This window comes from Campylobacter concisus, assembly GCF_002913715.1.
GTDB classification, from domain to species: domain Bacteria; phylum Campylobacterota; class Campylobacteria; order Campylobacterales; family Campylobacteraceae; genus Campylobacter_A; species Campylobacter_A concisus_AG.
Map to the genome: position 1 here is coordinate 48696 of NZ_PPCE01000005.1, position 14962 is coordinate 63657.

The 14962-nt window shown below is 38.8% G+C and carries 13 protein-coding genes and 6 tRNA genes; 16 read left to right on the forward strand and 3 right to left on the reverse strand.

What is annotated here, in order from left to right:
• Positions 1-3 precede the first annotated feature (3 nt).
• A complete protein-coding gene (locus CYO92_RS02930; protein WP_103588739.1) occupies positions 4-1680 on the forward strand; it encodes a fatty acid--CoA ligase in 1677 nt (558 codons plus the stop codon).
• Positions 1680-3413, forward strand: a complete 1734-nt coding sequence (locus CYO92_RS02935; protein WP_103588740.1) for an ATP-binding protein — start codon at positions 1680-1682, stop codon at positions 3411-3413. Before CYO92_RS02930 ends, CYO92_RS02935 begins: the two co-directional genes overlap by 1 nt.
• 349 nt (positions 3414-3762) lie before the next feature.
• Here CYO92_RS02935 and CYO92_RS09495 read toward each other — a convergent pair whose 3' ends face one another.
• The 3 genes from CYO92_RS09495 to folE form a co-directional block, all read right to left on the reverse strand.
• On the reverse strand, positions 3763-3894 hold the full coding sequence (locus CYO92_RS09495) for a hypothetical protein (RefSeq protein WP_258030516.1): 132 nt from the start codon (positions 3892-3894) through the stop codon (positions 3763-3765).
• Between the two features lie 300 nt (positions 3895-4194).
• Entirely contained in the window at positions 4195-5487 is a 1293-nt protein-coding gene (gene fliI, locus CYO92_RS02945) for a flagellar protein export ATPase FliI (RefSeq protein WP_429827533.1), read from the reverse strand.
• Positions 5488-5498: 11 nt separating this feature from the next.
• On the reverse strand, positions 5499-6071 hold the full coding sequence (gene folE, locus CYO92_RS02950) for a GTP cyclohydrolase I FolE (RefSeq protein ID WP_103588743.1): 573 nt from the start codon (positions 6069-6071) through the stop codon (positions 5499-5501).
• A 137-nt stretch (positions 6072-6208) separates the two neighbouring features.
• On the opposite strand from folE, the gene tig reads away from it, so the two are divergent.
• From tig to CYO92_RS03020, 14 genes are all read left to right on the forward strand, one after another.
• On the forward strand, positions 6209-7540 hold the full coding sequence (gene tig / locus CYO92_RS02955) for a trigger factor (RefSeq protein ID WP_103588744.1): 1332 nt from the start codon (positions 6209-6211) through the stop codon (positions 7538-7540).
• Positions 7540-8130 (forward strand): ATP-dependent Clp endopeptidase proteolytic subunit ClpP, encoded by a 591-nt coding sequence (clpP, locus tag CYO92_RS02960; protein ID WP_004317374.1) that lies wholly within the window; start codon positions 7540-7542, stop codon positions 8128-8130. Before tig ends, clpP begins: the two co-directional genes overlap by 1 nt.
• Positions 8131-8138: 8 nt before the next feature.
• Positions 8139-9161 (forward strand): GGDEF domain-containing protein, encoded by a 1023-nt coding sequence (locus CYO92_RS02965; protein WP_103588745.1) that lies wholly within the window; start codon positions 8139-8141, stop codon positions 9159-9161.
• 14 nt (positions 9162-9175) lie between these two features.
• A complete protein-coding gene (gene def, locus CYO92_RS02970; RefSeq protein WP_103588746.1) occupies positions 9176-9694 on the forward strand; it encodes a peptide deformylase in 519 nt (172 codons plus the stop codon).
• Positions 9691-11196 (forward strand): YifB family Mg chelatase-like AAA ATPase, encoded by a 1506-nt coding sequence (locus CYO92_RS02975; protein ID WP_103588747.1) that lies wholly within the window; start codon positions 9691-9693, stop codon positions 11194-11196. Before def ends, CYO92_RS02975 begins: the two co-directional genes overlap by 4 nt.
• Positions 11197-11198: 2 nt before the next feature.
• Complete coding sequence (locus CYO92_RS02980) at positions 11199-12602, forward strand: NAD(P)H-hydrate dehydratase (protein WP_103588748.1); 1404 nt, start codon at positions 11199-11201, stop codon at positions 12600-12602.
• Positions 12584-13171, forward strand: a complete 588-nt coding sequence (purN, locus tag CYO92_RS02985) for a phosphoribosylglycinamide formyltransferase (RefSeq protein WP_103588749.1) — start codon at positions 12584-12586, stop codon at positions 13169-13171. Before CYO92_RS02980 ends, purN begins: the two co-directional genes overlap by 19 nt.
• Positions 13164-13886, forward strand: a complete 723-nt coding sequence (locus tag CYO92_RS02990) for a TerC family protein (RefSeq protein ID WP_103588750.1) — start codon at positions 13164-13166, stop codon at positions 13884-13886. The genes purN and CYO92_RS02990 overlap by 8 nt, the downstream gene beginning before the upstream one ends.
• A 427-nt stretch (positions 13887-14313) precedes the next feature.
• Positions 14314-14391 (forward strand) — tRNA-Pro (locus CYO92_RS02995).
• Positions 14392-14400: 9 nt separating this feature from the next.
• Positions 14401-14477, forward strand: a tRNA-His gene (locus tag CYO92_RS03000).
• Between the two features lie 6 nt (positions 14478-14483).
• Positions 14484-14560: transfer RNA gene (locus CYO92_RS03005), tRNA-Arg, on the forward strand.
• A gap of 15 nt (positions 14561-14575) precedes the next feature.
• Positions 14576-14652, forward strand: a tRNA-Arg gene (locus tag CYO92_RS03010).
• A gap of 15 nt (positions 14653-14667) precedes the next feature.
• A tRNA-Leu gene (locus tag CYO92_RS03015) sits at positions 14668-14752 on the forward strand.
• Positions 14753-14893: 141 nt separating this feature from the next.
• A tRNA-Lys gene (locus CYO92_RS03020) sits at positions 14894-14962 on the forward strand.

The window sequence follows — 14962 nt, forward strand, 5'->3', positions numbered from 1 at the left end:
AGAATGCGATACTCTTATAATAATTTTTATGAAATTTTAACCAAAGTAGCAAAGGAAAATCCAAATCAAGTAGTTCTTTTTGAAGAAAAAGAGAAGCTAAAATATCGCGAATTAAAGCAAAATGTCGATAAAGTGGCAGCTTATTTGCAACTTGCTGGAGTAAAATTTGGTGATAAAGTAGCTATGGCGGTTACAAACTCGAAAGAATTTATCATCTCATACCTTGCGATAACCGCAATAGGCGGTATCGCAGTGCCTATGAATACTTTTTTAAAAGCAAATGAGTTTGAATATATCATAAATGATTGCGGCGCAAAGGTGCTTTTTGCGTCTAGCTCGCTTGCAAAAGAGTTAATCGCATTAAATGAGCTTGAAATTTTAAGAAAGATAATCTGGATCGGAGCAATACCAAAGAAACTTCAAAGTGCCTCAAAGGATGAATATATAGACACTGACGAAGAGTATGGCGAGAGTGCATATCTCACTTCAACGCCTCAAATTTCAAAAGAGGATATGAGCAAGGGCTATGAAAATAATGGCCTTATTAAAAACATAAATTTTACAGAAACTCTAAATCACAAATATGCTCTTAGTATCACAAAGTATCCGGTAATAGATGATTTAATGCATATAATTTACACTTCAGGTACTACGGGTAAGCCAAAGGGTGCGATGATAAGCTATAAAAATATCTTTTCAAATTTAATTGGAGCTCATGATCGTTTCATAGTAAAAAAAAGTGATCGTTTCATAGTCTTTTTGCCGATGTTTCATAGTTTTACGCTAACTGCAATGGTGTTGCTTCCGATATTTGCGAGCGCTTCGATGGTTCTTGTAAAATCAGTATTTCCATTTTCAAATGTGTTAAAACAAACCTTGTTAAAGCGTGTAACTGTATTTTTAGGAATCCCAGCCATCTATACAGCTATCGGTAAGGCAAAAATTCCTTGGTATTTTAGATGGTTTAACCGCATTAGATTATTTGTAAGTGGTGCAGCTCCGCTTGCAAAGCAGACTATAGATGACTTTAGGGTGAAATTTCCACGTGCAACACTTGTCGAGGGATATGGCCTTAGCGAATGCTCGCCAGTCGTAGCTGCAAATTTATATGATAAACAAAAGCTGTTAAGTGTAGGGCCAGTGCTTGATGGCTATGAGGTAAAGATCGTAAATGATGAGATGATGGAGCTTCCAGTTGGCCAGATCGGTGAGATCATCATAAAGGGCGACTGCGTCATGCAAGGCTACTATGGTATGTCAAGCATCACTGATGAGACCATAATAAACGGCTGGTTAAAGACCGGAGATCTTGGCAAAGTCGATGAAGAGGGCTTTATCTATATCGTTGATCGTAAAAAAGACCTCATCATATCAAAGGGCATTAACATCTATCCACGTGAGATCGAAGAGGTTATTTACAAACTTGAAGCAGTTGAAGCAACAGCGGTAATTGGTGTAAAAGACGTACATGCCGATGAAGAGGTTGTGGCCTTTATTCAGGTAAAAGATGGCATGGATCTTGATGAAAAGACGGTAAGAGAGCATTTGAAGAAAAATTTAGCGAATTTCAAGATACCAAAGAGTATCTATTTTGCCGAAGAGTTGCCTAGAAATGCCACTGGTAAGGTGCTAAAACGTGTATTAAAAGAGCAAATAGAGCAGATGAAGGATAAATTTTAGTGAAATACTTGCTTGATTTTTTAAACCAAGACCTCAAAAAAAGCAAAATTTACGAGCTGATAAAGTGTGGTGACGAAGAGGGAGAAATTTTAAAATATCTAAGTAAAGCTTATGTGCAAGGAACAGCTAATATGAGTGTTTTTGAGCTACTTGGAGCAGTCTTTGGCACGCAAAATGATAAGCAGCTTTTGTATCTAAAATTTATAAAAAATTTGCTTGATAGCGGTTGGATTGTACAAAATTATAGTCTTTTTAAAATACCTGAGAGTACACAAAGGGCTTCAGCTCAAGGGCTTCTTTCGTTGCTTCATTCTGAAATTTCTCTATCAGCCACATTTTTAAAAATTCTTGAAGATGGCAACGCTGATATAAATTTACCAGAGCTTACGCCATATGAGGATCATTTGGAGTATTTAAAAGATCAGTTTTTAAAGGTGGAGCTTTACTCAAAGGCTGCCATTTTTGGCGATGGCTCAAGTGATGCAAAAAAGCGCATAAATGAACAAATTTCTGAACTTACAAAGCGAATCAACGAGCGCGTCAAACTAAGCAAGATTAGCCTAAAAATAGAGCAAATTTTTAAAGAAAACTCACTTGATGAAAAAGAGCAGATCATATTTTTAGCCCTTTTAAAAGAGGAGTACGCGGGCGATTTTGAAAACGGACGAGATCTAAACACGCTAGTTGGGCTAATAAGCAAAGACGAGCTTGAACGCATCAAAAATCGTACTCTTTTAGAGGATGGCTCAAGGCTCATAGAGGGCGCACTCATTGACTACGACGAGGTTTTAAACGCTTATGGCAACGTTAGCAAGAGCTTTTTTATAAATGAAGAAATTTTGCAAAGCATAATGCATCCAAAAAATGATAAAAATAGCAAGAAAATCAAGATCGAAAGCCTGGTAAAAGAGCAAGAAATTTTTGAGCTCATTGAGCCAGTAACGAGCCTAGAAGACGTCGTGCTAAACGAAAAGACAAAGCAGCTTTTAAGTACGATACTAAAGCAAGTCGATAAAAAAGTGCTTGCTAGACTTAGCAGCTGGGGCATAAAAACTAGAAAAAACATAGACGCTAAGATCATCTTTTACGGCGAGCCTGGCACTGGTAAGACGATGAGCGCCGTTGGGCTTGCAAAGAGTCTAAAGAAGCAAATTTTAAGCTTTGACTGCTCAAAAATTTTAAGCAAATATGTCGGCGAGAGCGAGCAAAATGTAAGGAAAATTTTTGACACTTACAAAGAAATTTGCAAAAAAAGTGGCAGCGAGCCGGTGCTCTTGCTAAACGAGGCCGATCAGTTTTTAAGCACGAGAGTGGAGAGCTCGAGCGGGGCTGAAAAGATGCATAATCAAATGCAAAATATCTTTTTAGAGCAGATCGAGCGCTTTGAGGGCGTGCTGATCGCTACGACAAATTTCTTACAAAGCCTTGACGTGGCGTTTTCTAGAAGGTTTGACTACAAGATCGAGTTTAAAAAGCCTGATTTTAACGGCAGGCTTGCCATTTGGCGTAAAATTTTGCCTGAAAATGCGAGCTTTGAAGATGGCTTTAGCGTAGAAAGACTGGCTGAGTTTAACCTAAGTGGCGCGCAGATCGTCCTTGCACTAAAAAATACCGCTTTAAAAGTCGCTATAAAAGATGATGGGATTTTTACCTTTGAGGACTTTAAAACGACGATAGAGCGCGAGCTAAACTCAAGTTTTGGCGAAGATAAAAAGATGGGATTTGGCTCTTAAGCCTTTCTCTCTTGATTTTATTGTTTGTATAAATTTAAATAAATATAAATAAGCAAGAGCCACTGACATTGGCGAGGAATCTGCTTTTATCTAATTAGAATTTATGCGTTTGCCGCCGCCAAAGTCAGGGAAAGTGTAAGCTAAACTCAAGCTTTGATGAGAAAAAATAGGTTTTGGCTATTAAGCTTTTCCAAAATTTACATCTTATATGGCATATACTTTTTGCTGCTAGGCGAAGTTTAAAGTACCAGAGATTATGATCTAAATATAAAATTTTGCTTTCATAGTTAAATTTACGCTATGATTGCTACCAAAATTTACAGCAAGCCAGATATCAGTATATAGCTACTTAGTATAAATTTAGCTTGTTCGCTTGTCTCAAATTTACTACCGCAGTTTTTGTAAATGAGTAAGTTTTTGTAAAATCCAAATTTTGGAATTTGCCTACTTTGTGATCGCTGTTTGGAATGCGTATTTGCACGTTTGGTGCTTTAAAAAAGTTTTACTAGAACCTTATAATTTTGTGCAATACAAAAATAGCCGTCTCACGAAGTCTAAAATAAAAAGCCTCATAAATTTCAAAATCTCTTTCATGATATTTGTAGCAGCACCATTTGAAATCAAAAAAGAGATGAGAAAATAGAAATTTATAGGTCTTTGAGTGCGATTTTTACATCCGAAGTAAAGAAGTAATGCGTGATCACTTTGGCAATTAGTATAAAAATTTTTATTATATTTTTAGTAGCTAAATTTTATAAAAAGGCTTATAAATTTTAGAAATTTACTGATTGATCTTATCAAGTAGCACTTCGACCTCTTCGAGCGCAAAGGTCTCTTCTGAACTTTGTTTTAAGAAGTTCTCCATAAATTCTTTCTTCGAGATCGCAAGGTCAAGCTCCTTGTCGCTGCCCTTTTGATATGCACCGATACGAAGTAGGACCTCGTTTTCTTTTAAAAGCGAGTAAAGGCGCTTAAATTTCATTGCATTTAGCTTATGCTCTTTACTGATCACATCGCCCATGACACGCGAGGCCGAATTTTGGATATTGATAGGTGGGTAGATGCCAAAGTCCGTTAGCTCGCGGCTTAGCACGATGTGACCGTCTAGGATAGAGCGGCTTTGATCAGCTATCGGATCGCTCATATCATCGCCCTCAACTAGCACTGTAAAAAACGCCGTGATACTGCCCTTGCCCTCCTCTTTACCAGCGCGCTCCATTAGCTGAGGTAAAAGTGTGAGTGAGCTTGGCGGATAGCCCTTTGAGGTCGGTGGCTCGCCAAGTGCAAGGCCGATCTCACGCTGCGCCATCGCAAAACGCGTGACGCTATCCATGATGAAAAGCACGTCGTTACCCTGCTGTTTGAAGTATTCAGCCACGCTCATCGCACAAAAGGCACCATATTTTCGCATGAGTGAGCTATCATCGCTGGTTGCTACGATGATAACCGTGCCCTCCAGATCGCCACCTAGGTTTTTTTCTATAAATTCAGGCACCTCACGGCCACGCTCGCCTATTAGCGCGACTACTTTTATCGGTGCTAGCGTGTTTTTTACGATCATGCCCATGAGGGTTGATTTGCCGACACCTGAACCTGCAAAAATTCCCAGTTTTTGCCCTTTACCACAAGTAAGCAGCCCATCTATCGTCTTTATACCAACGCTAAAAGGCTCGTTTATAAGCCCTCTTTTCATCGCATCTATCGGCGCTCTCATGATCGGCATGTACTCGGTCGTCTCGATCGCCCCTTTGCCATCAATGGGCTTCATAAATGGATCTACCACGCGGCCTAGTAAATTTAGCCCTACAGGTATGCTCATACCTTGATCGCTCTCATAGACGAAGTCGCCTATCCTAAAGCCCTCAACAAAGCCAAATGGGCTGATATAAGCGCCATCTGTCTTTATTTGCGTGACCATGCCAAGACCATTTTTGCTCTTATCTTTTGCAACTATACGCACGATGTCGCCGATGCTTGGACGAAGTCCGGTGATCTCTATAGTTGTAGCTGTGATTTTGGTTATGATGCCAAAGGTGTTTGAGAGTTTTACACCCTCTTTAAGCTTTAAATTTATATGCTCTAAGCTCAAAAATGCGTTTCCCTAGGAGAATTTATAAGCGAGAAAAACTCCCGCCTTGTGTCCGCGTTTTTGATAAAGCAGCCTCTAAGAGCTGAGGTCGTAGTGGTTGAGTTTATCTTTTGCACACCTCTCATCTCAACACACATATGTCTAGCCTCGACGACGACACCAACGCCTTTTGGAGCGATTACGTCCTCAAGCGCCTTTGCGATCTGCTCAGTCATTTGCTCTTGAATTTGCAAGCGTCTTGCGTAGATATTTACCATGCGTGGAATTTTACTAAGGCCAACGACCTTGCCATTTGGGATGTACGCCACATGCACACGGCCGATAATAGGCAACAAATGGTGCTCGCAAAGACTGTAAAATTCGATGTTTCGCATCAGAACCATTTCGTTATTTGAGCTAGTAAAAAGTGCGTCACCAAGAGCCTCTTTTGGATCTTCATCATATCCGCTAGTTAGAAATTTAAATGCTTTAAAGACACGCTCAGGCGTCTTTATAAGGCCTTCTCTGTTTGGATCTTCGCCTATAATCATTAGCATGTTTTTAACCGAATTTTCAAAACTCTCTTGCATAAATTTTCTCCATAATTTTATTGCTAGATTCTACGTTAAAACGCCTTTTATATCTATAAAAATTTACAAATTTACAATGAAATAAGGAAAATTCTGCTATATTTTGGGCTAAAAATTTGTATTCATAAAGGAATTAGATGGAAATCAAAACAAAAGCTCTAGATAGCGTAAATACCTTAGCAAGCACGACTATAAGTGCGGATGCTATAAAATCTAGCGTAGAGAAACTAGCAAAAAAAGCAGCAAAAACTATGAAAGTAGATGGCTTTAGACAAGGCCATGTACCAGTTGCTATTGTGCTAAAACGCTACGAGAAAGAGCTAACAAACGATGCTGAGCAAGATGTCTTAAGAGATGTTGTTGATGAGGCTATAAAACAAGCAGGCAAGAAAAATGACGATCTTATCGGCGAGCCTATCGTTTCAAAATTTGACAGAAAAGATGGCAAGATCGATGTTGAGCTAACAGTTTCATTTAAACCAAGCGTCGATGTGAGCGGCTATGAGAGCTTGATACCTGAGTTTTCAAACCCACGTGTTTTGAAAAAAGATATCGATGAGAAGAAAACTGAACTTTTAAAAATGATAGCTCCACTTGAGAAAATTGATGGTAAAAGAGGCCTAAAAGTTGGCGACTTTGCTAAATTTGACTTTGAAGGCTTTGTTGACGGCGTTGCATTTGATGGTGGCAAGGCTGAAAACTATGTGCTTGAGATCGGTTCAAATCAATTTATCCCAGGCTTTGAAGATGGTATGGTAGGCATAAAAGCTGGTGGCGAAAAAGATATCGAGGTTAAATTCCCAGAAAACTACGGAGCTGCACATTTAGCCGGCAAAGACGCTGTTTTTAAAGTCAAACTTCATGAAATTCAAGAGAGAAAGATCCCTGAAAAACTAGATGAAGAGATTTTAAAAACTCTACTTCCAAATGAAGAAAAACCAACTGAAGAGCTACTTGATGAGCGTATAAAAGAGCAAATCCGCCAAGAGAAAATTTATAAACTTATAAATGATGAGCTTAAGCCAAAATTTGCTGAAGCTGCGGTCGAGAAATTTAAATTTGACGTGCCAAAAAATATTGTCGAGCAAGAGATTGATATGCAGTTTAGAAACGCATGGAGCTCATTTACTCCAGATGATATGAAAAAATTTAGAGAGGACAAAGATGCTCTTTCTAAAAAACGTGACGAGTTTAGAAAAGACGCTGAAAATAGCGTTCGTTTAACTTTCATCATCGATGAACTAGCTCGTGTAAGAGGCGTAAAAGTAAGCGATCAAGAGGTTGTTCAAGCGATCTATTTTGAGGCGTATAGAAGCGGTCAAGATCCAAAAGCACACCTTGAGATGTACCGCAACCAAGGCATGCTTCCAGCTATAAAGATGTCGATGATCGAAGAGAAGCTATTTGGTGAGCTCTTTAACAAAGAAAAAGACGAGAAAAAAGTAAGTAAAAAAGAGAAGGCCGAGTAATGAGCTATTACGTTCCTGTCGTAGTTGAAAGAACTAGTAGAGGTGAGCGAAGCTATGATATATACTCCCGTCTTTTAAAAGATAGGATCGTTATGCTAAGTGGCGAGATAGAGGACGGCATGGCTGCTTCTATCGTCGCTCAGCTGCTATTTTTAGAGGCTGAGGATCCAGATAAAGATATCTATCTTTACATAAACTCACCAGGCGGCGTGATAACAAGTGGCTTTAGTATCTATGACACGATGAACTACATAAAGCCAGACGTTTGCACTATCTGCATCGGTCAGGCCGCTAGTATGGGCGCATTTTTACTAAGCTGTGGCGCACCTGGCAAGAGATATGCACTGCCAAATTCTCGTATCATGATACACCAACCACTTGGCGGTGCTAGAGGACAAGCGACTGATATCGAGATACAAGCTCGCGAAATTTTACGTTTGAAAGAAATTTTAAATGGAATTTTGGCAAAAAATACAGGTCAAAAACTAAGCAAGATCGTAAAAGATACTGAGCGTGACTTCTTTATGAGCTCGGCTGAAGCTAAAGAGTATGGACTTGTCGATAAAATTTTGGAGAAAAGTTTTAAATAAGGCCCAAAGTGATAAAGATAGATAATGCACCAGACCCTAAGAAAAAAGCGGTTGAGGTAAAACATATTCTAGAAAAAGAAAAGGTAGATATCTACAGATTTTCAGAAAATGTTTTGCATGAATTAAGCGACGATAATGTTCCATCTACGCCAAACAATTACTCTATTTATTTTGAGAAAATGCTTGATGGACAGCCTGATGAATTTAGAAAAGAGATCGGTGATATTATAGTCGCAAATTCTGAAATCTCAGTGCCTACAAATGGTAATATCTCTATTGAAAAAGAGATAAAGCAAGGATTTATCCAGATAAAAAGCATGCTTCAAGCCGTGGTGCTAATCTATAAAAATTTAGGCATCATGAGAGGCCTAGTGCAAAAGCGCATGGATGCACTCAAAAACAATACAAATATCCTAGCTCTTCAAAATGTTTTAAGTGCGTTTAATCATGACCTAATAAAATTAAACAGCCTTATGGATAAGCATCTTGATGTCATTAAAGTAAGCTATGACGAAGTAGCTAAAATGCTTAAATCTATTGAAGAGCAGTCGATTTATGATACGACATATGACGTCTATAATAAAAAATTTCTAGTAGCCACAGTGCAAAGTGAAGTAGAAGCCGTTAAAAGATATGGTTATAACGCATCGTTTTTACTAGTAAGAGCAAAAGATAGATTTACAAATCGTGTTAAAAATTTAAAAGAGCGAAACAATATGTATAAAGCTATATCACAGCTTCTTTTAAGAACTTCTAGAAGAAGCGATATAGTAGCTCATTATGGTGATGGCTGTTTTGCTATGGTTATGAAATATACTGATGAAAATGGTACAAAACAAGCCGGTAGCAGAATTTTAAATATGCTTTCATCTATACCTTGGAAGATAGATGGTGAAGAGTGCAAGCTTGATATCCAAGTGGTTTCAAGCATGATAACAAAAACAAGAAGTGCTGAAGAACTAATCTCTTACTCGTTAGATCAACTAATACTAACACAAGATGATGAGCAGCCTATATTTTTGGGTGAATAAGTAGGAGTTTGAGCTTGATCTTAGAGGTTTTATCTTATCCAAATAAAAAACTTTATGAAGTCTCAAAAGATGTTAAAAATTTTGATGAGGAACTTCACAAACTACTTGATGATATGTATGATACGATGATTGCAAAAGAGGGCATAGGCCTTGCTGCTATTCAGATAGGTGTCGCAAAAAGAATTTTTATTATAAATTTAGCCAATGATGAAGGCGTACAAGATAAAGAAAATTTAATCGAAATCATAAACCCAAAATTTGAACTACGTGAGGGTGAGTGTGTCTATCAAGAGGGCTGCCTTAGTGTGCCTGGGTATTATGAAGATGTAAAAAGAAATGAAGTTGTGGCTATCAAATATCAAGATCGCTTTGGCAAAGAGCAAAGCTTAAAGGCTGATGGGCTTTTAGCTATCGCTATCCAGCATGAAAATGATCATTTAGATGGACATCTTTTTATAGAAAAAATCGGATTTAATAAACGCAAAAAATTTGACAAGGAATACAAAAAGCAAAAAAAAGAAAAAGCTTCATGAAGTCTTTAAGATGTGCTACTTACGGCGATGGGCTAAAGATAATTGACGTTGAGTCTATCTTCTCTCGTGGGCTACCTGGTTTTAGCATCGTTGGGCTTGCAAGCACAAGTATCAAAGAGAGCACAGAACGCGTAAAAGCAGCACTTCTAGCACTTGATTTTTCCTTCCCAGCACAAAAGATAACCATAAATTTATCCCCTTCAGATCTACCAAAGAGCGGCTCACATTTTGACCTAGCTATCGCTCTTCTCATAGCTCTTCAAAAGGCAAAAAGCTTAGAGAAAATTTTTGTATTTGGCGAGCTTGGACTTGATGGAAGTGTAAAAAGTACGGCGAATTTATTCTCAATCCTTCTTTTTTTAAGCACACAGGTAAAAAACGTAAAAGTCTTAGTACCAAAAGAGATAGCACAAAAAGCTTCAATGATCCCAAATTTAGAGATTTATGCGGTTAGTACTCTAGAGGAAGCGATTAGATTTTTTAATGACGCAGAATTTGCAAAAAGTATACGTTTTAACGCTACGCATGAGCTATTTTCAAACGTGATAGAAATTTCTGGCAAAAGATATGTTCCAAATTTAAACTTCGAGCTTGATTTTAAGGACGTTTTGGGTCAGGATCGCGCCAAAAGAGCCTGCATTATTGCAGCTGTTGGCATGCACAATATTTTATTTGAAGGCAGCCCAGGTAGTGGCAAGAGCATGTGTGCAAAACGCCTAGTTTATATCATGGCGCCACAAAGCTTAGAAGAGGTGCTAAAGTCTGCCGCCTACCGCTCTTTAAATCTTCAAGATAGCGAATTTACAAGTATTAGAGCTTTTCGCTCGCCCCATCACACCTCGACTAAAAGCTCGATCTTTGGAGGAGGCTCAAACGTCGCAAAGATCGGTGAGATCGCACTTGCAAATGGCGGAGTACTTTTTTTTGACGAGTTTCCTCACTTTCCAAAACAGGTGATAGAAAGCCTTAGAGAGCCACTTGAGGACAATCAAATCCACATCGCAAGGGTAAATTCAAAAGTGACTTATGAGACGAAATTTATCTTCGTAGCAGCTCAAAATCCATGCCCTTGCGGGAATTTATTCTCTCGCAACCTAAATTGCAAATGCAGCGAAAATGAGATAAAAAACTATAAATCAAGAATTTCAGCTCCTGTACTTGACCGCATTGATTTAAAAGTTGCTATGGACGAGAGCTCGCCAGGTGACAAGGCGAGTTTGAGCTCACAGCAGATGAGCGATATGGTTTTAAAGGCGTTTATGTTTCAAAAAAAGCGCGATCAAGATGAGCTAAACGGCAAGCTAAATGATGCACAAGTAGAAAAATTTTGTCTACTGGATAATGAAGCAAGAGAAATTTTACAAAAGGCAGCCTCGAGGTACAATCTTTCTCAAAGAGGCATAAAAAGGACACTTAGAGTGGCTAGAAGTATCGCTGACCTTGATGAGAGTGAGCAAATTTTAAAGCCCCACATCTTAGAGGCGCTTAGTTTTAGGGCATAAAGATGAAAAATTTATATTTAGATACAAGAATTTTAGACGAGCGAGCGAGCAAGAAATTTGGCCTTAGTGAAGAGCTTTTAATGGAAAATGCAGCCGCAGCCATAGCAAATTTCATCCGTAAGAAATTTAAAAAAGGCGAGAGGGTGCTTGGCATTTGCGGTGGTGGGAATAACGGTGCTGACGTGCTTTGTGCTTTAAGGATGTTAGAGGGCGAGTTTGAATGCGAATTTATCTTAGCTAGTCAGAATTTAAAGCCACTAGCCATTAAGCAGCTTGAGCGTGCAAAACTAGCTAACGTGCACGAAAGCCACGATATAGACATTAGTTTAAAAGAAACGAACTGTGTCATAGACGGGCTTTTTGGCTCAGGGCTAAATAGAAATTTAGACGAAAAGCACATAGAATTAATCTCAAAAATAAACGCTAGCCCCGCTTACATCATCGCTTGTGACGTGCCAAGTGGGCTAAGTAGCGAGGGCAAGGTGCTTGGCGCTTGCGTAAAAGCAGACGCCACTATCACGATGGGAGCTAGAAAGCTAGCTCTTTATAGTGACGTGGCAAAGGACTACGTTGGCAAGATAAAGGTTGCCACACTTGGCATAAGCGCTCAAAACTACGAGTGCGAGAGCGACTATCATCTGCTTGAAAAATGCGATCTCATGCTTCCAAATAGAAAAAATCAGTGCGTAAATAAGGGCGACTTTGGCCACGCATTTATCATCTCTGGAGAGCACATAGGAGCTAGCAAGCTTTGTGCAAAGGCGGCATTTGCCTTTGGGGCTGGGCTAGTTAGCGTGATAGGCGAGCAGAGTTTAAATTTACCAACGCATATCATGCAAGCTAGTAAGATAAGCGAAAAAATGAACGCTGGAGCCCTTGGTATGGGGCTTGGCAAAAAGGGCATAGAAGAGCTTGATACGCAAATTTTAAAGAGCAAAAAGCTAGTGCTTGACGCTGATATCTTTTACAGCGCAAAAGTGCTTGATCTACTAAATGAAAACTGTGTTTTAACGCCCCATCCAAAGGAATTTTGCTCACTTTTAAAGCTTTGTAATATAGCAGATATCGACGTAAAAACATTACAAGAAAATAGATACGCTTATGCGAAGGCTTGGAGTGAGAAATTTAATGCCGTTCTTGTGCTAAAAGGGGCAAACACCATAATCGCCAAAGATGGACAAATTTACGTCATGCCTTATGGTAAAAGCGCGCTTGCAAAAGGCGGCAGCGGCGACGTGCTAAGCGGTCTTGTGCTAGCACTTTTGGCTCAAGGCTATGAGCCGCTAGATGCTGCCATCTCAGCCACTTTAGCTCATGCGCTTAGTCTTAGAAATTTTGACAAAAACAGCTACGCGCTGGAGCCAACAGACATCATCAAAGGAGTAAAATGCTTACGAAAAAGATAGCCGTGCTTTTTAGCGGCAGTGGCTCAAATTTAGAAGCGATACTTAAAAAAGTTCATAATCAAATTTTTAATGGCGTAAAGATAGAAGTTTGCCTTTGTATCTGCAACAAGCCTGGTGCATTTGGCATCGAGCGAGCTAAGAAATTTGGGCTTGATACGACGATAATAGAGAGTGCTAAATTTGCAAACAGAGAAGAATTTGATGCTGCAGTTGTGGAGCAAATTTTAAAAAGCGGCGCTGAACTAACGGTGCTTGCTGGATTTATGAGGATATTAACTCCTGTTTTTATATCAAAGATAAAAGCCATAAATTTACATCCTTCCATATTGCCACTTTTTAAAGGCGCTCATGCGATAAAAGAGAGCTTTGAGAGTGACATGATGCTTGGCGGTGTGAGCGTGCACTACGTGAGCGAGGAGCTTGACGGAGGTAAACTCATCGCACAAAGGGCGTTTGAAAGAGAAGATAGTATGAGTTTGGAGGATTGGGAGAGCAAAATCCATGCGATAGAGCATGAAATTTTGCCTGATAGCATAATAAAAATTTTAACAAAGGAAGCAAATGTTTGAATGGTTTAGTTCGCCAGAAGCGTGGATATCACTACTTACGTTAACTGGCTTAGAGATAGTTTTAGGCATAGATAACATTATATTTATCGCTATTTTAGTAGGTAAACTACCTCCGCAGCAGCGTGGCAGTGGTAGGATTGTCGGCTTAGGGCTAGCTATGGTGACTAGAATTTTACTTTTACTTTCATTGTTTTGGATCATGAAGCTTACGAAGCCACTCTTTACTATCGCGGAATTTAGCATAAGCGGCCGAGATTTGGTGCTTATACTGGGCGGTCTATTTTTACTTGTAAAATCAACCCTTGAAATACATTCTAGTGTTTCTGGCGAAAGCGAAGAGCATAAAAATAGCAAAAAATCACATGCAAATTTCTTGGTTATCGTAAGCGAGATAGCTGTTTTGGATATTGTTTTTTCTCTTGATAGTGTTATCACGGCTGTTGGAATGGCTGAGCATATAGAGATAATGATCATAGCTGTTATTTTAGCAGTTGGTGTAATGATGATAGCGTCAAAAGGTATTTCTAATTTTGTAGATAATAACCCAACTATAAAAATTTTAGCACTTGCATTTTTAGTGCTTGTAGGCATGACGCTTGTTGCTGAAGGATTAGGATTTCATATTCCAAAGGGATATATATATTTTGCGATGGCATTTTCATTGGCAGTGGAAAGTATAAATATCTATGCTAAAAAGAAAATGTTAGCTAAATAATATTTTTACGCCGATGAAAAGCTAATGATATGATGGATAAAATGTTAATCAAAAAATTTTAGCCCGAAAAGATAAATATGTTTAAATTTGAAGGTAAAATTTTGATAAGCATAAAATGCATAATAGATAATAGGTCGATATTTATTCTGTTGTAATGTCATTGTAAAATATTCGTGTTAAGCTACTTAAAATCCGTGAAATAAAGGTCATAATTTATGGTTAGGCAATAAGATAGAGAAGTATAAAAAGCTGACTTTTGTAAAAAATTATGTATTTTGTGAAGTATTAATTAATATTTTTGATTGAATTATTTTTTATATATAATTTCTATTAATTTAAGTGTTTTTTAATTGACTTTATAAAAAAAACAAGTTAAAATACGATTTTTTAATGAGGTAGTGGCATAAACTTACAAACACGACTCAGGCGGGGTGTAGCGCAGTCTGGTTAGCGCATCTGGTTTGGGACCAGAGGGCCGAAGGTTCGAATCCTTTCACCCCGACCATGTTAAATGGTGAGTGTAGCTCAGTCGGTTAGAGCATCAGATTGTGGTCCTGAGGGTCGTGGGTTCGATTCCCATCACTCACCCCATTTTGGGCGCTCGTAGCTCAATTGGATAGAGCGACAGACTTCGGATCTGTAGGTTATGGGTTCGACTCCTATCGGGCGCGCCACTTAAAATACTTTATGCGCTCATAGCTCAGCTGGATAGAGCAACGGCCTTCTAAGCCGTAGGCCTCAGGTTCGAATCCTGATGGGCGTACCACTTTATTATTGTTGTGCGGATGTGGTGAAATTGGCAGACACGCCAGACTTAGGATCTGGTGCCCCACGGCGTGAAGGTTCAAGTCCTTTCATCCGCACCATTCTTTTTTATAATTTGAGATAAACTTATATTATTAAAAATTAAAGTTAGCCTTTATTGTAAAGTACTGGATACTTTTTCTTGTTTCTTGACATGTGATAATGTTTTTTTGTATAATCTCAATTCTTTTTTAAGCAAATGTCTTGCTAGCTCAGTCGGTAGAGCATCTCACTTTTAATGAGGGGGCCGTTGGTTCGAATCCAACGCAGGA